This is a genomic window from Larkinella knui (genome assembly GCF_003858645.1).
GTDB lineage: Bacteria > Bacteroidota > Bacteroidia > Cytophagales > Spirosomataceae > Larkinella > Larkinella knui.
Genome location: NZ_RQJP01000005.1, coordinates 705078 through 729968, shown reverse-complemented (window position 1 = coordinate 729968; position 24891 = coordinate 705078). Strand labels below are relative to the sequence as shown.

The window sequence follows — 24891 nt, the reverse complement described above, 5'->3', positions numbered from 1 at the left end:
TCAGTTAAAAGAATACCTCTTTTGCTGAATGAGAAAAGTTCTGTTTCCGTTCTGTGCGTTTTTTTTGTGCCTGGTGTCGTACGCCCAAACCACCCGTCTGGAAGATATCTGCCAGGTTTTCCACCTGCCGGATGGTAAAGACACAACGACGTTCATCGTCTTCGGTTCGAAGGAGGATCTGAAAATCAAAAAGCCGCTTTTTCTGTTCCGTCAGGGTTCACAACCGACGCCGTTTATTCAGTTGGATGGCGGCAAGTATTACGTTACGGCTCCTTTTCATTTTCGGGATTATAAAGATGAATATCATTTTGTCATTATTCAAAAGCCGGGCGTTCGTTTGGTGGCAGATACGGTGTTTTTGAATGACTATTATAAAGCACTCCGCCAACCGGAGCCATCCGAAAAGTTTGTTAGCCAGAAGTACTTGGAAAACAATTATTTAGACAAATACACAACACAATGCAATCAGGTCATCAACTACCTGATTGAACAACCGTGGATCGACCGGCGAAAGGTGGTTTTTTGCGGGGGTTCTGAAGGCTTTTCGGTAGGCGCGAATCTGGTTGCCAATCATAACCGTTCGGTGACGCACACGATTCTTTTCTCCGGTCGCACCGGCCGCCGTTTTGAGGTTGAAATCTGGCAAGTCCGAAAACAGGTTGAACGGGGCGAGATAACACCTGAACAGGGTCAGCAGGAAATTGATAAATTGTATCTGATTTGGGAAGATATCTGCAAAAATCCGACATCAACCGATCACCGGTTTGGGGATACCTACCGGGCCTGGTTTTCCTTTTCAAAGGGCAATCTCACCAACCTGCTAAAAATCACCACGCCCCTTTACATCGCTTACGGAACCGCCGATGAGGAAATGGCCCGCGACCTGGATGATTTGCCGCTTGAGTTCATTGCCAATGGCAAGAAGAATCTGACTTTGAAACCGTATTATAACCACGATCACCAGTTTTTCGAAATTAAGAAAGATCAATCCGGTGCTGTCACTGACCGAGTCTACCGGGGCGATGAAGTTGCCCGCGACTGGATGGAATGGTTGCGTAAATGACACCAGTTATTACCTGATTCCCGCCAGTTGTTAAATCCGGGTAGCGCGCCCTCCTTCTTCGTCTTACTTTTGAGCCATCGTTTAACGCAACACACACACCAATGGCTAATGTAAAGACAGTGCTCGATGAATGGGCGGTCAAAGATCTCGAAGATGGTTCATCGCTGAAAATTGCCGTCGTCGGCTGCACGGAATTGGGCAACGAATCGCGGCCCGGTATTCAGGTTATTTACATGGGCCAGATCATCAACTACGAGCCCTTGTTTGTTGAACGGCTGGCCTATCAGGCTCACAAAGCGGGCGTCGATGAATATTTGCTGGAAAGCTACTCCTGGATGGTCCACGAAGATCAATACATAAAAAATTCACTGGTGCTGGGTTTTCCGCTCAAAGCCCGCGTTGAAGTCAAAACCCGGTCGTCGAAACCGGTCATTAAAGAATACGACCTGCCGTTTGAAGTGTAGAAACAATCCATTGAAACCGTACCCACACCATTTTAAAAAACAAACCCGGTTGATCAGCGTCTGCCGATCGACCGGGTCTTTTGTTACCATTCGAATCGTAGCGCCACTTTATTATTTTGCGCCCACGATCAGTTCGTGCCTTTCCTCGGCGGTTTGCTGAGTAAACGGTTTTTTCCGAAAGGTCACCTGACTCATGGCATCTTTTTCATACACCGCCAGGCAAGCCTGCTCATACTTTTTGTCAAAATTCGGCTTCTTCGGCGAAAGCTCCGTTGGGGCTGGCTGGCCCTCGGGAAAGAAATAAACCCGGGTGGTGCCGTATTTGGTATACAGCATAAAATCACCGTATTTCCGCATGTCTTCCCAACTCGTATCGGTTACCGCTACGGCATAAATCCGCACAATCGGGCCGGTATTGTTCTCGTTCCGGTACATCGCCACTTCCCGATACGCTCCCTTCAAGTCTTTAATACCGGGTTCGGAACCGGCATCATAAACCATGTAGCCGACGAGGAAAATCACCACTCCCAGCAGGATGTATTTCGTTCGCTTGTTTAGCATTGGAAGTATAAACCGGCTATCGTTATAAACCCGTCCGGTTTCGAAGACCGGACGGATTCGTTATTTCGCACTCACCATGAGCTTGTACATTTCGTCGGCCACCAACTGGTTTCCGACATCGTTCAGGTGAACCCGGTCGGTGGTCAGAATGCCTTTTTCGGCATTGTTGGGATTGTTTTTCAGGTTATACTCCAGAAAAGCTTTCCGCAAATCGCAGAGCGGCAGGTTATGCCGGGTCGCCAGATCGCGAATCAGCTTGGAATACTGTTGCAGATCACCGTCCTGGTCGTTGGAAAAATCGGTTTTTTCGCCAATCACGGCGGGTGTACAAAGGATCACCTTGCTACCGGCGGCCTGCAGTTTTTTGATTACCGCATCGTAAAACTTCACAAACTTATCCGGATCGGTGCCGGTGCCGTAGGTCCGCTTGTGCCAGACATCGTTGACGCCCACATACACAAACGTGATGTTCGGCTGTTTGGCCAGCACATCGTCTTCCATCCGCAGAAACAGGTCATAAATTTTGTTGCCACCGATTCCGGCACCGACCAGTTCGTACTCATTCGCCAGATTCTGTTTCTTGAGCATGTCGCCGATGCGGGTAATGTAACCGCCGGGCTGAACGCCAGCCTGCGTGATGGAATCACCAAAAAAGACGACACGAACCGGTTTGGAGGGAGTCAGGGCCAGCCACATAAAGGTGAGCAGGAGAATGGGAAACGTACGCATGGGAGATTAATTTCGGTTTAGGACATTCATTTTTAGGCACTTAATACGTAATCCGGCGCTTGCGGGCTTCAATGGCCCAGCGCCCGCTTGCTTCGCCATTCAGAATAATCTGGGCTTCGTCGTGGAGCGCAACGGTGGGGCAAATGTGATACGGAACCCCGTACAACACGTCACCAATCTGGACGTCATCCCAATTCTGCACCCGCAAAACCAGGTGTTCCTCGCTCTGGCCGACCACTTCATAGTCCGTCAGATTCAGGAATTTAACCCGTTTGGCCAACGGATTTTCGGCGGCAACGGCTTTGTGGCCCAGATCGGTCGTCACCATACCGGGGGCGGGTTTCGACACCACGCGGGTCAGCAACAACGCGGCCCACTCGAAGTGCTGTTCGGTTAACAGATCGCCGTAGCCCCAATCCCACAGCAGGCAGGTTCCGGGACTACACCAGACGTTTGGCCGGTGGGCGTGGTTGGAAAACGTCGGCGTTCCGCCCACAATAATCAGCGGTCGCGGCTCCCCTTCCTGCTCCAGTTTGTCGGCTAACTCTTCCAGTGGTTTCAGCGCGGCATCGGCGTTAATCTGGCGAAGGGCCACATCAGCATCGCGCAGATGACCGTCGTAGGCATGAAATCCGCGCAGGTCAAACCGCTCGTCGGCTTTCAATTGCCGGTATAAAGCTTCCAGTTCATCATTGACGACGTGGCCGGTTCGATCCATCCCCAGATTGACGTCGATGTAGATGACCGGTTTGTGAATCGTCTTGACAAACTCTTGCGCCAGTTCTTCCGCCGACGCCAGATTGTCTACCAGCGACGCCCATTCGACCCAGTTGTAGGCGTGGACCAGTTCGCAATACCGGCGCAGTTTGGGGCCGGTCAGCTGGTAGGAAATCAGGACGTGTCGCGCCCCGGTGTCGGCCAGCATTTCGGCTTCGGCAATGGTAGCGCATTTGAACTTGGTAATGCCCGCTTCGACCTGCATTTTGGCGACCTCCGCCATTTTGTGCGTTTTGACGTGCGGAACCAGCTTATCGGCATCACCATCCACCATATCCAGCATCGTCCTAATGTTGTGGGCAATGCGCTCGGGATAAATTAAAAGCGCCGGTGAATCGATTACTTGTACGTTTTGAACCAGGTATTCTTCCATGAAAATAGTTCTAACGCTGACCGGGCCGTCGATACGGTCGAAGGCCCGGTCAGCGTTTTTCGGGGATTTAACTGTATCAGTTTTCCGGTTTTGAATTAACGCAGTAAAACCGCGGTCCGGGTTTTAGTCGGCCAATTCAAACATCACTTCAATTTCTACCGGAATATTTTCCGGCAGAGTGCCCATGCCGACGGCGGAACGAACGCCCACGCCATTGTCTTCACCCCAGATCGCGACAAACAATTCGCTGCACCCATTGATCACGAACGGATGCCGCTCAAAGTCGGCGGTGGCATTGACCATGCCCAGCGTTTTGATGACGCGTTTGATTTTGTTCAACGTGCCGAACTTGGCTTTCAGGGTCGCCAGAATCGTAAGGCCAACTTGCTGAGCCGCCAGTTTTCCTTCGTCGATGTTCATGTCGGCGCCAATCCGGCCGATGATGCGGCTGCCATCGTTTTTAACCGGTCCGTGGCCGGACACATACACAAAGCGATCCACGATCAAACACGGTTTGTACACGCCCATCGGTTTCGGGGCAGGTGGCAGGGTCAGGCCCAGTTGGGCAAATTTTTCGTCAGGCGTCATAAGCGTCGTTTCGGGGATTTCGTCGGGCTGCGGCCCAACCGTTACTTTTTTATCGGGTTCAAACCCCAAATTCAGGTACATGTGTGAGGTGTATTCCATAGCGAATCGAAAACGAATTTTAAACCACCAAATTTAACGCTAAAACACCCAACAGACCCACAATGGAGACAATTGTTTCCATCACCGTCCAGGTTTGCAGCGTTTCTTTGATGCTCAAGTTAAAATATTCTTTGAATAACCAGAAACCGCCATCGTTCAGGTGCGACATCATCAGGCTGCCGGAGCCAATGGCCAGCACCATCAATTCGGGTTTCACATTGGTCTGATTTTGAATCAACGGCAAGATAATCCCGACGGTCGTCAAACCGGCCACGGTGGCCGAACCCACGCAAACCCGGATAACGGCAGCAATGGCCCAACCCAGCAACAAGGGAGAAATATCGACGCCCTGGAGCAAAAAACCGATGTACTTGCTCGTTCCGCTATCAATAAAGATCTGCTTCAACGCCCCGGCTCCGGCAATTACCAGCAATACCGGCGATGCGGCTTTGATGGCTTCTTCAAGGTCTTTCATGACGACTTTCATCGTTTGCCCCCGCTGAATGCCCAGCGCATAAACCGCCACCAATACCGAAAGTAACATGCCGATATACGGCTCGGCCAGCAGCGTAACCGCCTGATGGGCAAACGAACCCGCTGGCAAAACCGACTTCAGCGGCCCGGTCATCGTGAGCAGCAAAACCGGCAAAAGCGCCACGAAAAAGCTGATGCCTGCACCCGGCAGTTCATGTTCGGGAATCACCCGGACTTTGAAAAGCTGAGGGTCGGGTTTGGGTTGATACTTCGTCAGGGTTCGGCCAAAAATAGGTCCCGCGATGATGATGGCGGGGATCGAGACCAAGATGCCGTACACGAGCGTCCGCCCAATGTTGGCCCCCAACTGCCCGGCAATGGCCGCCGGCGACGGGTGCGGGGGCAGATAACCGTGGGCCACCGACAAAGCCGCCAGCATCGGAACGGCCACCGTCATCATCGGCAAACCCGACGACGCAGCAATCGTAATAATTAATGGAAAAACGATGATGAAACCGGCGTTATAAAACAGCGGAATACCGATAATGAAACCGGCCAGCGCCAGCCCCCAGCGGAGGTTTTTGACGCCAAACACCTTGATTAAAACGTTGGTAATGCGCATGGCCGCTCCGCTTTCAGCCACCAGCCGACCCAGCATGGCCCCAAAACCCACAATCAGAACCAGCTCGCCCAGCGTTCCGCCAATGCCGGTCTGAATGGATTTGCCGACAGCCGCAACGTCCATTCCCGACGCCAGCCCGATGGCGAGCGACACCAGAACAAACGAAATGAAGGTGTCGATCTTGACAAATGCGATCAAAAATACCAGGGCCAGAATGCCCAGAAAGGTGAGTAGAAGTGGCATTTAAGAGGATTGAGGGTTTAGTCGGGCGTAAGTTAAGTAAGATAATGATGAATGGTAAATGATGAACGATGAATTCTTTCACCGACCCGTTCACCGTTCCTCATTCATGATTCATCAGTATCCTTAAAACTGCCTCCCGCAACGGCAAATGGACGTCGAAGGGAACAACGCGCAGGTGCATCGTTTCGTCGTATCCAAAGAGGTCGAGCGGTTTTTGAAACTGTTCCGTAGCCGGATAAATCAGCAAAAGTTCGGAGGCACCGTATTTCTTTCCGTAGGCGTATAACTGGTATAAATCGGCCTGGTCGATGCCGTAATTTCCGGCGGTATTGGCGGCATCGATTCGTTTCCACTTGGTATCCAGAACCGTCGTCTTGCCATTTTGACGCAGAATCAGATCCGGGCGCAGTTTAAATTTCCGCAAACCGCTGTGGTTGTCGATCAGGTGCTGCGACGATTCCTGAATCACCACTTCACCATCCGTCACATACCGTTTAAAACCGGCAGCTACGTAGTCTTCAAACACCCGTTCCATCGGAAACAGCAAGGTCAGCGTCAGATGCCGCCCCGGCGACAAGCCATAGGCCCGGCCACTCAACAGGGCCCGGGCCCACCGCAAAGCCGGTTGATACGGTTCAAAAAGTCGGTTACTGGCAGTAACGGCCCGCCAATCGTCCTGAATCCGTTCGGAAGGCGGAATGTCTTCCATGGCGAACACCAGTTGCCGGATGCGGCTTTGATTGGCGACGGTTCGGGCACGGGTCTGCACAAACTGGAGGGCCGATTTCAACAAACGATTGGCCGGTAAATTTGCCGTATGGGTATCAAACGTGGCGACCATACGCTCGGCGTGAAGACTGTTTTGCCGGACCTGGGCAACCAGTTCCAGCTTTCCTTTCAAATACCGCTGATTAGCCGTTTGGGACACATACGACCGCTGCAAGCCCCTGGTGATCAGGGGTGTAACTTCATCCAGAAACAGGGCGATAAAAACTTCCCACAAGGGCAGACGATTCGTTCCCAGTCGCACGGACCTGGAGGATCGGAACGGGCTGTTGCGCAGGTGAAGCAGCATTCTGAGCAGTGCCGTGCGGGCCTGATCGGCCTCTGCGGCTTTGGGCAGGATTTCAAGCTGCGTTCCGTCCCGGGTTTCGAGCAGCCCGACATAATTCTTTACCCGGATGCATTCCCGGCCTTTTTGCAGGAAAAACGTCATGACCGCATCGTCCTCGTTTTCAGTCACGAAGTTTTTGAGCGCATCGAAGGTGCCATCCGGAAGATACAGTTCCGTCAGCGAATTGGGGAAATCCGGAAAATCCCGGGTGCGCCGGATGAGACCGTATTCGGCAATGGAATGCGTCATTGTGAACGGGATATACAGATCAGAACGGCAGCATTACGCATCCTGCATCAACGTCTATTGCCCGGGTTGGCCGACCGCACCGGTTTCTTTTTTAACCGTTTTCCGAAACGTCATGACGTACTTTCCGTCGGCCAGCAGCGTCAGCCGGTTGTTACTGATCCGGTAAAGCGTAACGCTTTGCAGGGCTGACAGAAAACCGCTTTCGAAGTTGTAAGGACACGCCCGGCGCGTGGTGGCAACGGTTTCAAACCGCACGTTATCGCCTTCGGCCTGCACCTGTCCCTGTAGGGTATTGCAACCCGTAAACCCCTGCAACTTTCTCTCTTTCAGGTTAATATTGAGCGACGGTATCTGCCGGTTGACAAACTGTTCGGCGTGGAGCCGCTGACCGCGGTAGGTTTCCAGCACCCACTGGCTGTTGAGCCGCCCCACGCCGTTGAGAAATGTCCCGCACCCGCTATACCGCTGGCCGTTGGTTTCAATCGTTACCCCGTACGCATACGCCTGGCCGCTCCGGTTGTCGCGGCACACCACCGGGCTGATGATCACTTTCAGGCGACCATCGCGCTGACTGGCCGTTCCCGCACGACCGGAAGGCCGGCGGCTCGATCCGGTGGGTTCCGCCATCAATTGGGCGTCGAACAGAATACCGTTCCCGCGCGGATCCCGCTGCGATTTAGGTACGGCTGCGGTGAGCAGGGGGCCGTTCGGGGTCTGAAAACGAATGGCTTTGGTAAAATCGATGTCCAGCGTCCAGGCCGGAGATGAACTGTGCGCCGTAAAATCGATGCCCAGCTTACGTTTGGTACCAAAATCCGATGCCGTTATGTCGCCCATTTCCGGCGATTGGGTGTTTCCGACAGGCGTTTTCCGGCAGCCGTCGGCCAGAACAAAAATTCCGATGAGGTAAAGAAGTTGAGTAAGTTTCTTCATAAGCCGATGAGTTACTTTCAAAACGTAGACACGCCGGAATTTGTTGAAACCAATTTCAGGAACCCAATCGTACGGGCTGTCGGGTGCGTGTCGACTCGTAGATTGCCTCAAACAGAGCAACCACTTTTCGACCTTCTTCGCCCGTCACCAGCGGCCGGCGTCCTTCGCGAATCGCCTGCCCAAAATCCGCCAGTTGCCGCGAAAAATAATGGCTGGACGAATCGACGCTATTGAAAACCGCGTCATCCTCCACTTTCCAGATGGGCTGCTGATCGGCTTCACCCGGTACCGACCACACATCGTTGTAGGGGGCGTCCTGAATGGACGTCATGCCGGCAATGAACATGGATCCGCCGTCGGTCTGGACGCCAATCGACGCGCCATTCTGTCCGTGAATGTGCACTTTTCCGTATAAACCCGGTTTTTGCGAATTGCTGACGATCACATTGCCGATACCGCCGTTTTTAAATCGGACAATAGCTACGGCCGTGTCGTCTACCTCGATTTCGGGGTGATTCAGGTTGGCCCAGACGCCGTACACTTCTTCCATTTCGCCCATGTACCAGAGCAGTAAATCCAGCTGGTGTGGTGCCTGGTTGACCAGAACGCCCCCGCCTTCGTGCTCCCACGAACCGCGCCACGGATCGCTGCGGTAATACTCTTCACTGCGCCACCCGAATAACTGGGCCATGCCGAGCACCGGTTTTCCAATTTTGCCGTCATCGATCGCCTGGCGCATTCGCAGGCAGGGTTCGTAAAACCGGCGCTGACTCACCACGGCGAGTTGCCGGTTGGCCTTGCGGGCCGCTTCGATCATGGCATCACAATCGGCCAGCGACGACGCCAGCGGTTTTTCGACCAGCACATTCGCCCCGGCTTCCAAAGCCGCCACGGTCACGACGCGGTGGGCGGGGTGCGGGGTGCAGACGATGCAGATGTCCACATTCTCGCGGTCGACCATGTCATAGATGTCGGAATAGGCTGTGATGCCATATTGATTGGCAAACTCGTCGGTTTTGGTGTGATTCCGGCCGTAGATGGCAACCAGCTTGGTGTCAGGTGTTTCTAAAGCAGCCCGGGCGTGGTTATGGGCCACTTTGCCCGGGCCAATGAGGGCGATGTTGAGGATTCGGGGCATATTAATAACTAATCATTTCTTTTAAATTGATTTCAATCATATCGGATCCGGCTTCAAAAAAAGATGCAATAAGCGGTAAAACACTATCCAACCAGTCTACTAAATCCCGATTACGAATATTGCCAACTGACAAATGAAGAATTTTCGGTGGTGACCCTTTCAAAAAATAATACTCTGAAAAATCACTGTCTTTTGTAATAATGATGCGATTTTGCGCGACAGCTAGTTGACTAATCTCTTCATCTCCCAATAAATAACCTTCAAAAAACGAGGTTGTATAGATAGCGTCAAATCCTTTACGAGACAGGAAAGAGGCCAGAACCGGAGGAAGTTGGGTATCTACAATAAATTTAAGATCACTTGCCATCAGGCGGCAGTAGGAAATACCGTAATTGATCCCGCATTTGCCATACGCGACGCATACAGCAAACACGCCTGAATATCAGCTTTTTCGATATAAGCATAATCTTGAAGAATTTCTTCCTCCGTCATGCCTGAGGCCAATAATTCCAGCATTTGAGCGACAGTAAACCGCATGTTACGAATCGTCGGTTTTCCCCGGCTGACCATCGGATTAATGGTAATCCTTTTCAATAAGTCTTCCATCCCAAATTAAGTTTGTCAATGTTCAACACGAAATGCTTATCAGGACTCCAACGATTGTCCTAAAAAATGGCTCCTACTTACAAATGTAGAAAAGTCATGAAACTACTGATTCTATTTATTCTGATTTTAACCCTTTCGATTTCCTGTGACCGATCAAAACAGGTCGCATCACCTTCCGATTTGCTCTACCGGAAATGGGAGTTGATCGAGACAAAAAGCGGGACCGAAAATTGGAAACCGGTATCGTACGCGTGGCAAATCGAGTTTCGCAGCGATGGCGGTATCGTATACCACAATACCACACCGCCCTGCTGCTCGCCGGTCCGGGTTGAACGCCAGAAACAGCGATTGAAAGTTACCGAACTCTACGGCGGTCCCGGTTGTGAGTACGTCGATTGCGCACCCCCGTCGGAATTGAGGCTGGTTGCGTTAACGGCTGACGAATTAATTGTGGAAAGTGTTTTTGGCCCCTCCTATCCGGCGGGTCAGTATCTTATGAAGTACAAACCGGCCCAATAATTCTTCTTTTTCACACGATGAAAACCGCTTCCTACCTTGTGCTTACCGTGTTTGTTGCCCTGGCGTGTGACCATGCAGATCGTGGCATTTCGCCTTCTGATCAACTTTCCAAACGCTGGAAATCCGTCGAAATCGGTAAAGATGGCAAGGACTGGCGGGAAATTACGACCCCGGAGATTATTGAATTTCGGACCGATGGCACGGTTTTGTACGAAAACCGGGCGCATTTATGCTGCTCGCCAACCAGAATAAGCCGGCAGCAGAGCGTTCTAAACGTGCTGACCACCGGAGATAGCGACCCATATTGTGCGACGGTAAACTGCATCGGGGTTTCTGAACTGCGTATTTTATCGCTCCGCAAAACGGATCTGGTCGTCGATTATCGAATGGGAAATAATTCGATGTATTCGATTCATTACGTGGCAGCCCACTAGTTTGCGGTATTCAGCTTACGGTTTTCGCCGGACCGTCGATACGGTGGCTGATGTCTGCCGTAAACTGAATACCGCCAATCGATCAGGGCTTTAAAACCACTTTTATCAGCCCTTTTTCTTTCTCATACAACCGCTGAAACCAGTTGGCGCCTTCCGTCAGGGGAACCTCCGCGCTCAGGATGGCTTCGACGTTGATTTTGCCGGATGAAATTAAATCCAGGGCCGCTTCGTATTCCCCGTTGATCGAGCAGGAACCCTGAAGCCGCAACTGCCGGGTAACAATGGCCTGCAACGAAACATCGACCGATTTCGAAAGATTGCCTACCAGCGTTACCGTTGCGCCTTTTCGGACACAGTCTATGGCGGTTTTGACGGAGGGTCCAATACCGACGACTTCAAACGAAACATCCGCTCCACGCCCGTGCGTCAGCGCCTGAACCTCCGCCGTAATGTCCTGCGTACCCGCATTGAGGGCAACCGTTGCGCCGAGTTTGAGGGCCAGAGCCAGCCGGTCGTCGTCCAGATCGACGGCGATGATGGAACCGCAACCAGCTAGTTTGAGCGCCTGAATGACGAACAAACCGATCATGCCCGCCCCCACGACAACAGCCGTATCGTTGATCTGAATGGGGGTCAGACTCAGCGCGTGCAACGCCACCGCTACCGGTTCAACCAAAGCCGCCTGCGTAAAACTGACGTTATCGGGAATCTGGTAAAGAATGTGCTGTGGCACCACGATAAACTCGGCAAAGGCACCCTGACGCCGGAAATCCGGGGTCGAAACACCCAGCACTTCACGACCGTCGCTGAGGTTATACATGCCCCGGCGACTGAACCAATCGTCTAAGGCATAGACTGTTGAATCGAAGGTAACCCGGTCGCCAATGTGCCAATTTTTGACATTTTCGCCGGTTTCCACCACAATGCCCGAAGCTTCGTGGCCCATGACGATCGGCGGAATCCGTCGCCCGCTGCTGCCGTCCATCCCGTGGACGTCGCTGCCGCAAATACCAACGGCTTGTACCTTTACCAACACATCGGACGGGCCGGGTTGTGGGCGGGGCAGGTCTTGTAGTTCAAAATGTTTGTACTCAGTTAGGACGAGAGCTTTCATGTGATTTGACGTACCCACGGACTTTAGTCGGTGAAATTTTAAGCCAGAATGACCCGATTTCGAGGACTTTATTCTGTGGGTACTTTACTGTTTATGATATATGGCACTAAATGCTTCTTTTGGTACCTGCTCATACGTTCGCCGGAGCAGATACGGATTGATTTCAAACGTGACAACCTCCGTCAGATCATCCGGTTCTTCGCCAAAGAGATCTTTGGTCAGGGCGGGGCGGTACTGTTTTTTTACCCAAATCAATTTCTGTTCGGGCGATTTGCCCCAGGCCGGATTATCGCCCAGAACAAACTGGATTTTCCGCCAGTCGTTGTAAAAATATTCCTGCAATAAAGGAATGATGCGGTCACAGAAGGCATCACAAAGTTCTTCGTGCGACTGAATGTTCATCAGATAGGCATGCCCAATCAGGTGATCGCGGTCGTAAAGATATTCAATTCGCTCGTTTAGTGCTCGCAATACTTCGCTCAACTCAACCCCATCGACCGGAGCCAGCAGGCCGGGATTGGGCAGCATCTCACGAAAATAAAACCGGCGACGTAACGCAATGTCTAATAAAGCGATGGAACGGTCGGCGGTATTCATGGTGCCCACGATGTAGAGATTGGCCGGAACCCCAAACCGTTCCTGAGAGTAAGGCAGAGTTAACCACAACTCATTGGGCGCACCCAGCCGTTTATCCGGCTCGATCAGGGTGATTAATTCACCAAAAACCTTGGAAATATTCGCGCGGTTGATTTCGTCAATAACCAGCAAATGGGCATTGGCCCGGGCGATTCGCTGCTGGCGACTTTCGGCCACATCGTTCAGGCAGTCGGCCATGGAGGCATAACCGGCTTTTTGGAGAGCCGCCAGACACGCCTTGTAAAAAATACCTTTGGCCACTTTGTAACTGATCTGCCCGCCCAGGGTTTCGGGTCGAATCCCTTCCATGAACTCTTCGTAGCCAAACGAGGGGTGAAACGTAACCCATTCGTTTTCAAAGGTTTTACTCAATTGATTTGCTTCGAACGACTTGCCGGTTCCGGGCGGACCGTAGAGGATGAAATTTGGCGGAATAGCGGGTCGTACAGGCTCGGTTTTTTCATACGTTTCCGGCTCCTCCTCCACCCGATCCCAGTCATCGGCAGCCCGATCGGAGCGGAAAATGGCCGTCATAATTTCTCCACGGATGGCTTCATCGTCGGCAGCCTGGTAAATAACCGGGTTGTGAGTGGCGGTATGCGGCCCCCGTTTGGTGGTCACCAGCAATTCCATCAGGCAATCTTCCCAGCAACTCCGCAACACGGGATGGTTCAGTAAATGATCCGACGATTGTCCGATAATGATGGAGATATAATCGGATTTCTCAGACAAGGGTACGGCGTCCACCACGGCGATGGATTCGATCCGCTCGCGGCATCCTTTCTTAACCGTGAGCCAGAATTCAATCTCGCCCTGCCGCGGTCGGTACAGCCGCAATGCCAGGAAAAAGTTAATGAAGGCCGACAGGCCTTTCCGATCACGGTCGACGACAAACGCCAGACGGGCATCGCCGTTTGGCAGATTGACCATGTCGATCAATTCCTTGAGCAACCCGAAATATTTACGGGTTGCTTCCGGCTGGTCGATGGTCCTTAATTTTTCAATTAACTGGTATCGCTGCTGGGTTTGGGTCATAAGGTTGTTTGGCATCCCGCCTATCGAATCTACTACATTTTGGCAAATAGTTCGTAATTTGGCAGTTCAGTTCTTGTTTTGGGTGTCTTACATATGAAAAAATGGTTTGGCTGCGGATGGATAGCCCTAATGCTGGTAGCTTGTACGCTCAATGACCCCACTCCTCTCGATCAGGTTTGTTTGATAACCGAAACGGTGCGGTATCAACTGCAAGATGCTGCTCAACAGGAAATTAGCCGACAATCATTCCGCTACGAAAATGGTCGTTTAGCGGCTTATAGTGACAAAACCCCCGATCGTTCCATCTCCTTTTCTTTTAAATATGTGGGCGGCAAGGTTGCTTCTGCATACACTTCAGATGAGGCCACCGTGCTCAGTTTCAATTACGACGAGTTCGAACGAATCAAAAGCGCTTCCTACATCGTCAACAACAAAGAGCAATCCGTGTTTTCACTTTTTTACGATTCCAACAGTCGTACGGTTCGTTTGGTGCGCCTGGTCGAAACGCGGGTTCTGCTACCAACCAACTCATTCATTGCCAGCCGTACGTTTCAGTTTTCGTATCGGGAAATTGCCGATAATACCGAAGATCTGGTTTCTCAAACCGTTCAGAATGGGTATAAAGATGGTTCGCGAACCGAAGAAGAGCTTGTATTCGAACAAAATTCTCAAAACCATTCTCCTTTCTACGATGCCTCCGGGCAGGCCATTGTTCTGGCTTTGCTGGCACTGACAAATCATACCGAATCAAATGCGGCCAGCTACCTGCAACGCTATGACACCCGGTCGTTTACCCGTCAGGTAACGGCTCCCAACGGCTCCGTCGTACTGAGTGAATCCAGCCAGTTTAGCACTAGTTTTGACGGCAGTTACAACCCGAGTCAGTCCACCCAGTTTTCCCACCTGTCAGTTCCCGCCGACACCTTTCCCGCCGACCGTCGTTATCAGCAAACGTACACCTACAATTGCATTGAGTAACGCCCGACGACTGGTTCCGGGGATTAGTTCAGGGCATCAAACAGAATTTCCGCCGGATGTTGGGCGATACGACCCGTGCCATCTTTGATCTGGTGTCGGCAACTCGTACCGGGAGCGGCAATTAGAACCTCCACCGGTTGCTGCCGAACCGTCGGAAACAACACCAGCTCGCCAACCTGCATCGACACCTCATAATGTTCTTTTTCGTACCCGAACGAACCCGCCATGCCGCAGCAACCCGACGGAATCAGCTGCACTTCGTAATTTTCGGGTAACGACAGCATCTTTTTCGTAGGCACCTGCGAAGCCAGCGCTTTCTGATGACAATGGCCGTGAAGTTTGATCAGTCGTTTTTCGGATGTAAAGGCGGTTTTGGAAATCCGCCCGTTATCGATTTCCTGCGCAATGAACTCATCGACCAGCAGGGCATTCTTGGCCAGTTGCTGTGCTGCGGCTTTCAATTCTTGCGGTACCAGATCGATATATTCGTCCCGAAAGCCTAAAATGGCGGAAGGTTCGATGCCAATCAACGGGGTTTCAGCCGTAATCAAATCCTTCAGACGCGTAACGTTCTCACGGGCAATCTTCTGCGCATCCCGCACCAGGCCTTTCGACAGATACGTTCGTCCACTTTCCAGGTGATCGGGAATCACCACGTCATAACCCAGCCGTTCGAGCAGTTGTACGGCTTTTATCCCAACTGCAACGTCATTGTAATTCGTGAATTCATCGCAGAAAAGGTACACTTTCCGCGTAGCAGAACCCGCTGAATAAGAGGCAGAAGAGACCTTGTCATCAGCCTTTTGCTTTCGCCCCTTGGCCCACGCCCGCAACGTCGTCTTTCCCAACTCCGGCATGGTTCGATCCGGGTGAAAACCGGCCATCCGGTTGGCCATCCGGCGGAGCACAGGCGTGTCATAAATGGCGTTATAAGCCCAGGGGGCCAGACTTGCCAGCGACATCAGCTTGGTAAAGTTACCGATCATTTGCGAGCGCAAAGGCGTTCCATTGGCGTCGTAATAATGCTGTAAAAACTCCGCTTTCATCCGGCTGATATCGACACTCGACGGACATTCGGACTTGCAGCCTTTGCAGGATAAGCACAAATCCATTACTTCCTTGATTTCTTCGTGGTCGAAATGATTGGGCTTGTCGGACTCAGTCAGAAACTGGCGGAGAATATTGGCCCGCGCCCGGGTGGTGTCGCGCTCGCGCCGGGTTGCCATGTAACTGGGACACATGGTTCCGCCGGTCACGGCGGTTTTGCGGCAATCGCCCGAACCGCTACATTTCTCGGCCAGATTCAGAATACCGTCTTCCGCCGAAAAATCAAAAATCGTGTCGATCGGCCTGTTTTTCTGATCCGGTTGATACCGCAGAAACTCGTTCATCGGCGGTGTATCGACAATCTTCCCCGGATTAAAAATACGCTGTGGATCCCACGCCCGTTTGATGGCCTGAACGAGCTGGAAATTAGCGTCACCAATCATGAACGGAATAAATTCGCCCCGCAGCCGCCCGTCGCCGTGTTCGCCCGAGAGTGAACCGCCGTATTTTTTCACCAAAGCGGCCGTATCCGCCAGTAAGGCCCGAAACTGCTGCCGTCCCTCGTTCGATTTAAGATTGATCAACGGCAAAACGTGCAACTCACCCGCTCCGGCATGGGCCGAATACTCCAGCGTCAGACCGTGTTTTTCGGCCGCCATCTGATCCAGTTCATCGATATAATCCGGCAGGTCGCGGACATCGACGGCACAGTCTTCGATGACATTGGCCGGTTTATGATCGCCCGGAATATTGTACATGATGCTCAATCCGGCCTTGCGCAAACTCCAGGCTTTGACGGCTTCCTGATCAAACAAAACCGGGAAGGCATACCCCAACGCCTTCTCTTTCAAGGCGGTAATAAGTCGGTTGGCTTTCCGGGTCACGGCCTCAACGGTGTCATCGAAAAACTCCACCATCAACACGGCCTTGGGATCGCCCTCGACAAAATCCCGGTTTTTAGCCTGCTCGATATTTCCTTTGGTCAATTGCAGAATGTAATCGTCGACCAGTTCAGACGCCGAGCAACCGTGTTCCAGCGCCACCAGATTCGCTTCCAGCGACTGCCGGATGGTGGCAAAATGGGCGCAAACCAGGGCGCTTTTTGTGGGCGGCAGTGGCAGCAAATTCAGTTTGGCTTCGGTAATAAAACAAAGGGTTCCTTCCGAACCGGCAATGAGTTTGCAGAAATTGAATTGCGGGTCGGGTTGGGATTTGCCATCCCAATCCGCTGTCAGTGGCTCAAAAAAGGGCAGCAATTCATCGAGCGCGTAGCCCGTATTCCGGCGGGTAATCGTCGGCTTGGGAAACCCTTCCCGAATCTGTTTCTGATTGTTCGGCCCATTGAGCAGATCCCGGATCTGTTGGTATAACCGCTGCTCCAGCGGGCTAACGACCTGAACACCCCGGCATTTGCCGTCAAATTCTTCGCGGCTCAAACTCCGGAACGTCACCTCAGCGCCATCGCTCAGGACGGCTTTGACTTCCAGCAGATGATGGCGCGTGCTGCCCCAGACAATCGAATGCAAACCGCAGGAATTGTTGCCGATCATGCCGCCGACCATGGCCCGGCTGGCCGTCGACGTTTCTGGCCCGAACATCAGACCGTGCGGTTTTAAAACGGCGTTTAGATCATCGCGGATCACTCCCGGCTGAACCCGAACCCAACTTTCTTCGGGATTAATTTCCAGAATACCCGAAAAGTATTTGGAACAATCGGCCACGATACCCGCCCCAACGACCTGCCCGGCCAGCGACGTTCCGGCGGCTCGGGGAATCAGCGACGTCTGGTTTTGCCGGGCAAACCGCACCAGCCGTTTGATGTCTTCCACCGTTTTGGGCAGGGCAACGGCCAGCGGTTTTTCCTGATACACCGACGCATCCGTGGCATACAGCAATCGCATGGCTTCGTGTTCGGGGGAGTCGTTGTGGTAGAGTTCGCCATCGAACGATTGGGCGAGCGAAGAGAAAGTGGGGGCAGGAATTTTAAACATAAAAGGATATATCCGATCTGGAAACCGGCGAAATTAGGAACGAATTTACCGAAAAAAAACAAAAGGGGAACCGCAGTTTAGCCGGGTCGGGAAAAGATACTCCATTCATTCGCAGACAATTTTCATTCTAAACAGTTTATAGCCTACAAACCACTTTCTTGAACAGCTATGAGCGTCAAAAGCATTTTCGGAATACTGTTAACCTTAGCCGGTCTGGTCGGACTGATTTATGGCGGAATGGATCTCACCAGCGGTGGCGTTGCGCGGGCGTCCTGGATTTACCTCATCATGGGCGGTATTTTCTTTTTTTCCGGTATTAGCCTGATCCGCAGTACGAAAGATGTGACGTAGGCAACCGATCACCTCAGGACGTAGGCCCGTCGGACGTAGTAAACGGTTGTCGCCAGCATGGACACTCCCATAAAAATGATCGGCGCTATTTTGCTCCTGACCAGCTCGGCATTGGCAGCAGAACGGGCCCAGTCCCAAAGCGTCCAGACCATAAAAATCATGGTTACCAACGTCAGCATAGCCAGCATTTCGTGCGTATTGCGGACCTGGCGCTCCCGGTTTTCGGGCGTGAGCGCTGTAGGCAGGTTATAAAAATCGGCCGGTATCTGGCGGACACCCCAAAATAGACTGCCTATAAAAGCGGAAATAATCGGAACGACCACTAAATTACCCCTTCCACCCCAGCGATCCGGTTTTCCTTCCAGCCCAAAATGAACCGGGATCGTTTCAGGCAACTGGGCATAATACCCGATGATCAGGGCAACCTGCCCAACCAGCAACAGCAAGGTAAGTCCGTTCAGCAGACGTTCTACGGGCGGAACCGTGTTGGATAAAAGGGATTTCATGTTGTTTTTCAATCAGGGGTGGTAGATCGTTTCTTCAATCGCGTCCGGTTTTAACTTCCGCAGCAGCTGGAAAAACCGGATTGGTAACAGAATGGCGGCCATGGTCAGGCCCGCCAGCAGACCGATCCAGATACCGGCGACATTCAGATGCAGCCAGAAACCGAGTATATAACTCATCGGTAATCCCACGATCCAGTAGGCAAATAAAGTAATTACGGTTGGCACGTTAACGTCGGACAGCCCGCGTAAAACCCCAATTCCGACCACCTGAACACCATCGGACAACTGAAAGAAACCGCCCATGATGACCAGTGATGCTGCAAGGGCGGCCACTTCCGGATTATCCCGGATATACCAGCTTACCAACCAGTCGTTGGCCGTCAGAAAAATGACGGCGGCCAGCCCCATGAATGCCGTGACAAGCCACAAAGCCGCCACACCCGCCCGACGCACCGCCGTTTGGCTGGATCTCCCCAGCGCATTGCCGACCCGGATGGCTCCCGCAGCCGAAATACCGGTTGCCATCATGTAGGTCGTGGAAGCCATATTGATAGCAATCTGGTGAGCCGCCAGTTGGTCGGCCCCGAGCCACCCGGCCATCATGGCCGCCAGCGAAAACGTTGCGACTTCAAAGAAGAAAGTAAAACCGCCCGGCAATCCTACTTTCAGAATTCGAACGACCTGATTGCGCACTCGCAACAGACGGAATGCCGGCTGAAAGTAGGGCTGGAATTTAGGCGAACGGCGAATATACAAAATAATGGCAGCCGCCATGAAGCCCCGTGACAGCAGCGTTGCCAGGGCCGAACCATAAACGCCCATTTCGGGAAAAGGCCCGGCTCCGGTAATCAGTAAATAATTAAATAAGGCATTGAGAACCAGGGCCGACAAGGTGATTGACATCGCCACCCGCGGATACGAAAGTCCGTCGCACAACTGCCGGGCCGCAATAAACAGAAAGAGCGGCAGGTTCGACAAACTGAGGATGAGCATGAAATTCCGGCCAATCTGCGTCACTTCCGGAACCTGGCCGAAAAGATCGAAAAAATAGGCAAATCCGGCCCCAACCAACCCCAGTACCAGACCCAACAACAGGGCAACCTGCAAACCCGCCCGAAACAACTGATTGATTTCGGCGGCATCCCGTCGTCCGCGGGCCTGGGACACGAGCGCGGCTGTTACCGCTAAACCGCCAACGCCAATGCTCGACACCAGAAAGGCCAGCGATACCGACAATCCGGCACCGGCCAGCGGCACGGCACCCAGCAACCGCCCCACAAACAAATTGTCGGTAACCCCCATCAACACAACCCCTAACTGGGCAATCACAATCGGAATACTCAGCCGGAGGGTCTCCCCCAGTTCCGGTTTATAAATTCGGTACCACTGCTTCATCCTTTTTTAACAGCAACTTTTTACTCCCCGTTCCGATCCGGCCCAGTCAATAAATGATTAATGAAAGGGCAAGACTTTTTTTCTTACTTTTGTCAAAACATACTTATAGACGCCCAAATCGATTGAAAGAGTACGGCAGCAATATCCAAAAATTAGTCGAACATCTACAGACTATCGAAGACCGCGAAAAGCGCACCCGCTACGCGCACATCCTGGTAGAGCTGATGCGGCAGATCCATCCCAACATGCGGGATAATCAGGACTATTACAATAAATTGTGGGACGACCTCTACATCATGTCGGGCTTTAAGCTGGATGTGGACAGCCCCTACCCGCCCCCCACGGCCGATGTGCTGGGCAAAAAACCGCAACCCGTTCCGTATAATACCCACGGTTTGCGTTACAAACATTATGGCCAGAACATTAACTTGCTGATTGCCAAAGCTATTTCGCTGGAAGATACCGAAGAACGTCTGGCGTTCGTGTCCTACATGGCCCGGCTGATGAAAACGTTCTATTCGACCTGGAATAAAGAGGCCGTCGAAGACGAAACCATTCTGACGAACCTGGACGAAATGGCCAACGGCAAACTCCACGCCGATATTATGTCGATCCGGACCAACGGTTTTGTCGATGCTACCCCGCGCGAACGGACGGGCGACCAACCGCCCCGGCGCAACCCCGGTGGCCCGTCGTATAGCCGGAATGACGGACCCGTTCAGCCATACAACCGGAACGAAACGTCCGGGAACCGCCAGAATCCTAATTTTTACCCCAATCAGGGACCACGCGGAAATCGTGAGGGTGGCGCCGGTGGTCGCGACAACCGCGAGGGCGGACACCGCAACGACCGCTTCAGAGGGGGTAATAATCCCAATAACCGCAAAAGACGCTAACCATTCCAGGGAGTTAAAAGTTAAGAGTTAAAAATTAAAAGTTATGACGGCACCGTTATAGACTCGGTTAGCAGTGCCATTTACTTTTGATTCTAACTTTTAATTTTTAACTCTTAACTTTTAACTTAATTTATGGCATCTTTCCGAATTGCCGGTGATCAGCATTTAAAAGGTGAAATCAGCCCGCAGGGCGCTAAAAATGAAGCGCTTCAGATTCTTTGTGCGGTTTTGCTGACAGACAAGCCGGTCACTATTCATAATATTCCTGACATTCGCGACGTCAATAAACTGATTGAATTACTGGGCGATCTGGGCGTTCAGGTCGAACAATTGTCCAACTCCTCCTACCGTTTTCAGGCTGATCAGGTTGATGTTTCCGTATTGGACACGGCCAACTACCGTGAAAAAGCATCGGCTTTGCGCGGATCGGTCATGTTGCTGGGTCCCATGCTGGGTCGCTTCAAAACGGGCCGGATTCCACGGCCGGGTGGCGACAAGATTGGCCGTCGGCGGCTGGACACCCACTTTCTGGGTTTTGAAAAACTGGGCGCGAAGTTCAATTTCGATTCTGAAGAAAGCGGAATGTTCAATGTCGATGCGAGTCACTTGAAAGGCACGTACATGCTATTGGACGAGGCATCGGTAACCGGCACCGCGAATGTGGTGATGGCCGCCGTTTTGGCCGAAGGAACCACCACCATCTACAATGCCGCCTGTGAGCCCTATTTACAGCAACTTTGTTCCATGCTGAACCGTATGGGCGCTAAAATCAGCGGTATTTCCTCCAATTTGCTGACCATCGAAGGCGTGGACAAACTGGGTGGAACCGATCATACGATGTTGCCCGACATGATCGAGATCGGTTCGTTCATTGGTCTGGCCGCCATGACGCAGTCAGAAATTACCATTAAAAATTGCCAGATACCGCAGTTGGGCATCATTCCGGACGTATTCAAACGGCTGGGCATCAAAATGGACTTTCGGGGCGATGACATTTTCGTACCCGCTCAGGAGCATTACCAGATCGAGAGTTTTCTGGATGGCGGTATGATGACGGTTTCCGATGCACCCTGGCCGGGTTTTACGCCGGATTTGCTCAGTATTGTGCTCGTAACGGCCATTCAGGCGCAGGGAACCTTGCTCGTGCACCAGAAAATGTTTGAAAGCCGGTTATTTTTTGTCGATAAACTGATCGAAATGGGGGCCCAAATGATCCTCTGTGATCCGCACCGGGCTACGGTTATTGGCCTCAACCGCCAGCAGCAACTGAAGGGAATCCGGATGTCGTCACCCGATATACGTGCCGGCGTTGCCCTGTTGATTGCCGCCCTTTCGGCCAGAGGAGAGAGCATCATCGACAATATCGAGCAAATTGATCGGGGGTATCAGAACATCGACGGACGTCTCAATGCCATTGGCGCAAAGATTGAGCGGTTATAAGCACGATACGCCAGAAGGTTGCAGGAAGCCGTTCGCCATGCGAGCGGCTTTTTTTATTTAGTACATCAACTTGCTTTTTAACACGGATAACCCCAATAGGATGCCTTTTATTCTTTATTTATATAATCCTATTAGCGAACGAGTATATGATAAACGTAAAATTTTTCTGATGAACGGTAAGCTATTTGGCACGAAACGAACGTTGTAGTTTACAAAGGATGCGCGGCAGATCCTTGATTAGTATTCCTAAGAACAACAGACCAATGAACCTTACCAGCGAACTTTACCAGCGGCTGAGCGCCCGCCGGAATGCCTTGTTACTCCACTACAGCCACAACGACACGCTCAAAAGCAACGATCCGGCCACCTACCAGAAATACCAGAGTGAACTTCGGGATTTAAACCGGAAACTGCGCCTTATCCGCGGGCAACTACAGGAAAATCCGACCCTGTAAAATCGAATGATCGAAAAAACGGTTTACTAATCTGCCGCCAGTTTCGGGCGGCAGATCACGGGAGTATGCTTTTCAGGTATAGGAAGTTTTGGGCTTGGGAGTCGTTTCCTTCATACTCTCCGGTTCCGAATCCGGGGTATTTTTGTGCAGATAGAAGGTACGATGACAGCGTCGGCAACGAAAATACTTGAGGGGAAGGTAATCATAAAGTCGTCTAACGTATAGTGGTCGGTTCGTTCTTTCCAGATGCATGGCTGTCCGACAATGGCTGCATTCGCAGACTTTTTGCGTCTTAAAAACGATTCCAAGCAGTAGAATGCCATAAACAACAAATAAACTAAGTAGTGAATAAACCAAGATTATCATCAATAGTTACGGGTGATGTGTGGACTTGATAGCTTACAAAATTGTGGTACTTACGACCTATAGACAATTTTAGTTGCGTCACCGTACAGAAAAATCCAATTTTCTTACTCAATGGCCCCAAAATCATTCGATAGGTAGGTCTCAATCCTGAACATTAAGGCATTAATCCGGTTGCTTTTCCGGGCAACGAAAATGCCTTTAGCGCACATGCGGCCTAATTCGTATCTTTGTTGCTTTATTGATACGACTCAAAATGGCGAAATCGCCCAAATACTACGTTGTCTGGAAAGGGCGACAGAAAGGAGTATACGACACCTGGGACGCTTGTCAGGAACAGATCCAGAATTTTCCCGGTGCGCTGTACAAATCCTTCGAAAGCCGTACGGTAGCTGAAAAAGCATTGGGCGAAAAACCGCATGTGCATTTGCAGGGCAAAGGGCCGGGCACCGACGGCAAAGCCGAGAAACTTTTTGTGGGTAAACCCATCGCGGATAGTATTTCCGTGGATGCCGCCTGGAACACGGCAACGGGCGACATGGAATACCAGGGCGTCCATACCACGACGAAACAATTGCTTTTCCACCAGGGCCCGCATCCCGATGGCACCAACAACATCGGGGAGTTTCTGGCCATTGTTCACGCTCTGGCGTGGCTAAAACAACGCGACAGCAATCTGCCCATTTACTCCGACTCGCGGACGGCCATAAGCTGGGTGTTAAAGAAGAAAGCCAATACAAAACTGGCGGAAACACCCCGGAATGCTCACCTGTTCGAACTGATCGACCGGGCCGAAAACTGGCTGAAAGCCAATGTATTTTTGAACCGAATCCTGAAATGGGAAACCGAGTACTGGGGCGAAAACCCCGCCGACTTTGGCCGAAAATAAATTAAATTTGAAAAGTTAGAAATAGGCTACTAACACGACAGACGGGCGCGTTCACTACTTTTAATTTTTAACTTTTCACTCTTCACTGACCTTGTTTCGCTTTAAACAATTTACCATCCACCAGAACCGGACCGCCATGAAAGTCTGCACGGATTCGTGCGTGCTGGGGGCTTATGCCGACCTGGGACTCGCGGGGCGATTGCTCGATATTGGAACGGGAACGGGCTTGCTGACGCTGATGGCAGCCCAACGAAATCCGACCGCCCGGATCGACGCCGTCGAAACTGACGAAGAGGCCGTTTTACAGGCGATTGAAAATGTGACTAACAGCCCCTACTCCGAGCGGGTGAGGGTAATCAAAGGGCGTATTCAAACCTTTTCCGCCGAACCCTATACCCGAATTGTCTCCAATCCGCCTTTTTACACCAACCATTTGCGGTCACCCAACCAAGCCGTCAACCGGGCTTTGCACAACGACGAACTGCCTTTTGAAGAGTTGATTGCCAGTGTAGTCCGCTTGTTAAACCCGGATGGGCAGTTCTGGGTTTTGCTGCCGCCTTTCGAAATGAACCGATTAAGTATCGTGGCCGAACAAGCCGGTTTGCGGCCTTTCCGACAACTGAATCTTCGGCATCATGCCTTGAAACCGGTTTTTCGGACCATTGTGGGTTTTGTTTTCGATGCTCCGGCTAACCCGGAAACCGACGAACTGGCCATTTTTGAAGCCGACGGAAAAACGTATACCGAATCATTCCATCACTTATTACAACCTTTTTATCTGAATTTCTAAAATCCTTCCGACCTTTGAA

26 protein-coding genes are annotated in these 24891 nt (G+C 51.8%); 11 read left to right on the top strand and 15 right to left on the bottom strand.

Annotated elements, in window-relative coordinates:
• The first annotated feature begins 28 nt into the window (after positions 1 to 28).
• Positions 29 to 1063 carry a hypothetical protein gene (locus EHT87_RS25340; protein ID WP_124909472.1) on the top strand — a complete coding sequence of 345 codons (1035 nt, stop codon included), beginning with the start codon at positions 29 to 31 and terminating at the stop codon, positions 1061 to 1063.
• Between the two features lie 101 nt (positions 1064 to 1164).
• A complete protein-coding gene (locus EHT87_RS25335) occupies positions 1165 to 1527 on the top strand; it encodes a hypothetical protein (RefSeq protein ID WP_124909470.1) in 363 nt (120 codons plus the stop codon).
• A 111-nt stretch (positions 1528 to 1638) separates the two neighbouring features.
• Here the strand turns inward: EHT87_RS25335 and EHT87_RS25330 are convergent, their stop codons facing one another.
• The 10 genes from EHT87_RS25330 to EHT87_RS25285 all read right to left on the bottom strand — a co-directional run bounded on the left by EHT87_RS25330 (position 1639) and on the right by EHT87_RS25285 (position 10033).
• Complete coding sequence (locus tag EHT87_RS25330) at positions 1639 to 2088, bottom strand: hypothetical protein (protein ID WP_124909469.1); 450 nt, start codon at positions 2086 to 2088, stop codon at positions 1639 to 1641.
• 60 nt (positions 2089 to 2148) lie between these two features.
• A complete protein-coding gene (locus EHT87_RS25325) occupies positions 2149 to 2817 on the bottom strand; it encodes an SGNH/GDSL hydrolase family protein (protein WP_124909468.1) in 669 nt (222 codons plus the stop codon).
• A 40-nt stretch (positions 2818 to 2857) separates the two neighbouring features.
• Positions 2858 to 3967 (bottom strand): D-TA family PLP-dependent enzyme, encoded by a 1110-nt coding sequence (locus EHT87_RS25320; protein WP_124909467.1) that lies wholly within the window; start codon positions 3965 to 3967, stop codon positions 2858 to 2860.
• A gap of 123 nt (positions 3968 to 4090) precedes the next feature.
• The gene (locus EHT87_RS25315; protein WP_124909712.1) at positions 4091 to 4555 is read right to left on the bottom strand and encodes a RidA family protein; all 465 of its coding nucleotides are present in this window, start codon (positions 4553 to 4555) and stop codon (positions 4091 to 4093) included.
• Between the two features lie 118 nt (positions 4556 to 4673).
• Positions 4674 to 5993 (bottom strand): gluconate:H+ symporter, encoded by a 1320-nt coding sequence (locus EHT87_RS25310; RefSeq protein ID WP_124909465.1) that lies wholly within the window; start codon positions 5991 to 5993, stop codon positions 4674 to 4676.
• A 100-nt stretch (positions 5994 to 6093) separates the two neighbouring features.
• Positions 6094 to 7356, bottom strand: coding sequence for an McrC family protein (locus EHT87_RS25305; protein ID WP_124909463.1), 1263 nt, complete (start codon positions 7354 to 7356; stop codon positions 6094 to 6096).
• A 54-nt stretch (positions 7357 to 7410) separates the two neighbouring features.
• On the bottom strand, positions 7411 to 8289 hold the full coding sequence (locus tag EHT87_RS25300) for an META domain-containing protein (RefSeq protein WP_124909461.1): 879 nt from the start codon (positions 8287 to 8289) through the stop codon (positions 7411 to 7413).
• A gap of 55 nt (positions 8290 to 8344) precedes the next feature.
• The gene (locus tag EHT87_RS25295; RefSeq protein WP_124909460.1) at positions 8345 to 9427 is read right to left on the bottom strand and encodes a Gfo/Idh/MocA family protein; all 1083 of its coding nucleotides are present in this window, start codon (positions 9425 to 9427) and stop codon (positions 8345 to 8347) included.
• Position 9428: 1 nt separating this feature from the next.
• On the bottom strand, positions 9429 to 9794 hold the full coding sequence (locus EHT87_RS25290; protein WP_124909458.1) for a DUF5615 family PIN-like protein: 366 nt from the start codon (positions 9792 to 9794) through the stop codon (positions 9429 to 9431).
• Positions 9794 to 10033: a DUF433 domain-containing protein gene (locus EHT87_RS25285; protein ID WP_124909457.1), complete on the bottom strand. Its 240-nt coding sequence runs from the start codon at positions 10031 to 10033 to the stop codon at positions 9794 to 9796. The genes EHT87_RS25290 and EHT87_RS25285 overlap by 1 nt, the downstream gene beginning before the upstream one ends.
• Positions 10034 to 10129: 96 nt before the next feature.
• Here EHT87_RS25285 and EHT87_RS25280 point away from each other — a divergent pair, with 96 nt between their 5' ends.
• Positions 10130 to 10552: a hypothetical protein gene (locus tag EHT87_RS25280; RefSeq protein WP_124909455.1), complete on the top strand. Its 423-nt coding sequence runs from the start codon at positions 10130 to 10132 to the stop codon at positions 10550 to 10552.
• 17 nt (positions 10553 to 10569) lie between these two features.
• Positions 10570 to 10986 (top strand): hypothetical protein, encoded by a 417-nt coding sequence (locus tag EHT87_RS25275; protein WP_124909453.1) that lies wholly within the window; start codon positions 10570 to 10572, stop codon positions 10984 to 10986.
• 82 nt (positions 10987 to 11068) lie between these two features.
• On the opposite strand, the gene EHT87_RS25270 is transcribed toward EHT87_RS25275, so the two are convergent.
• Positions 11069 to 12100, bottom strand: a complete 1032-nt coding sequence (locus tag EHT87_RS25270; protein WP_124909452.1) for a galactitol-1-phosphate 5-dehydrogenase — start codon at positions 12098 to 12100, stop codon at positions 11069 to 11071.
• Between the two features lie 84 nt (positions 12101 to 12184).
• Positions 12185 to 13771: an McrB family protein gene (locus EHT87_RS25265; protein ID WP_124909451.1), complete on the bottom strand. Its 1587-nt coding sequence runs from the start codon at positions 13769 to 13771 to the stop codon at positions 12185 to 12187.
• A 93-nt stretch (positions 13772 to 13864) separates the two neighbouring features.
• Between EHT87_RS25265 and EHT87_RS25260 the strand changes: the two genes are divergently transcribed.
• Entirely contained in the window at positions 13865 to 14749 is an 885-nt protein-coding gene (locus EHT87_RS25260) for a hypothetical protein (protein ID WP_124909449.1), read from the top strand.
• 23 nt (positions 14750 to 14772) lie between these two features.
• Here the strand turns inward: EHT87_RS25260 and EHT87_RS25255 are convergent, their stop codons facing one another.
• On the bottom strand, positions 14773 to 17787 hold the full coding sequence (locus EHT87_RS25255) for an FAD-binding and (Fe-S)-binding domain-containing protein (protein ID WP_124909448.1): 3015 nt from the start codon (positions 17785 to 17787) through the stop codon (positions 14773 to 14775).
• 168 nt (positions 17788 to 17955) lie between these two features.
• Here EHT87_RS25255 and EHT87_RS25250 point away from each other — a divergent pair, with 168 nt between their 5' ends.
• Complete coding sequence (locus EHT87_RS25250; RefSeq protein ID WP_124909446.1) at positions 17956 to 18138, top strand: hypothetical protein; 183 nt, start codon at positions 17956 to 17958, stop codon at positions 18136 to 18138.
• 8 nt (positions 18139 to 18146) lie between these two features.
• Here EHT87_RS25250 and EHT87_RS25245 read toward each other — a convergent pair whose 3' ends face one another.
• Together EHT87_RS25245 and EHT87_RS25240 are read right to left on the bottom strand one after the other, a co-directional pair.
• Complete coding sequence (locus EHT87_RS25245) at positions 18147 to 18644, bottom strand: DUF1648 domain-containing protein (protein WP_124909444.1); 498 nt, start codon at positions 18642 to 18644, stop codon at positions 18147 to 18149.
• A gap of 12 nt (positions 18645 to 18656) precedes the next feature.
• Entirely contained in the window at positions 18657 to 20039 is a 1383-nt protein-coding gene (locus EHT87_RS25240; protein WP_124909443.1) for an MATE family efflux transporter, read from the bottom strand.
• Between the two features lie 53 nt (positions 20040 to 20092).
• Between EHT87_RS25240 and EHT87_RS25235 the strand changes: the two genes are divergently transcribed.
• The 5 genes from EHT87_RS25235 (at position 20093) to EHT87_RS25215 (ending at position 24872) form a co-directional block, all read left to right on the top strand.
• Positions 20093 to 20935, top strand: a complete 843-nt coding sequence (locus EHT87_RS25235) for a DUF4290 domain-containing protein (RefSeq protein ID WP_124909442.1) — start codon at positions 20093 to 20095, stop codon at positions 20933 to 20935.
• 132 nt (positions 20936 to 21067) lie between these two features.
• Positions 21068 to 22375 carry a UDP-N-acetylglucosamine 1-carboxyvinyltransferase gene (gene murA / locus EHT87_RS25230; RefSeq protein WP_124909441.1) on the top strand — a complete coding sequence of 436 codons (1308 nt, stop codon included), beginning with the start codon at positions 21068 to 21070 and terminating at the stop codon, positions 22373 to 22375.
• A 263-nt stretch (positions 22376 to 22638) separates the two neighbouring features.
• Positions 22639 to 22830: a hypothetical protein gene (locus EHT87_RS25225; RefSeq protein WP_124909440.1), complete on the top strand. Its 192-nt coding sequence runs from the start codon at positions 22639 to 22641 to the stop codon at positions 22828 to 22830.
• A 619-nt stretch (positions 22831 to 23449) separates the two neighbouring features.
• Complete coding sequence (locus tag EHT87_RS25220; RefSeq protein ID WP_124909439.1) at positions 23450 to 24082, top strand: ribonuclease H1 domain-containing protein; 633 nt, start codon at positions 23450 to 23452, stop codon at positions 24080 to 24082.
• A gap of 91 nt (positions 24083 to 24173) precedes the next feature.
• Positions 24174 to 24872 carry a tRNA1(Val) (adenine(37)-N6)-methyltransferase gene (locus EHT87_RS25215; RefSeq protein ID WP_124909438.1) on the top strand — a complete coding sequence of 233 codons (699 nt, stop codon included), beginning with the start codon at positions 24174 to 24176 and terminating at the stop codon, positions 24870 to 24872.
• The last annotated feature ends 19 nt before the right edge of the window (positions 24873 to 24891 follow it).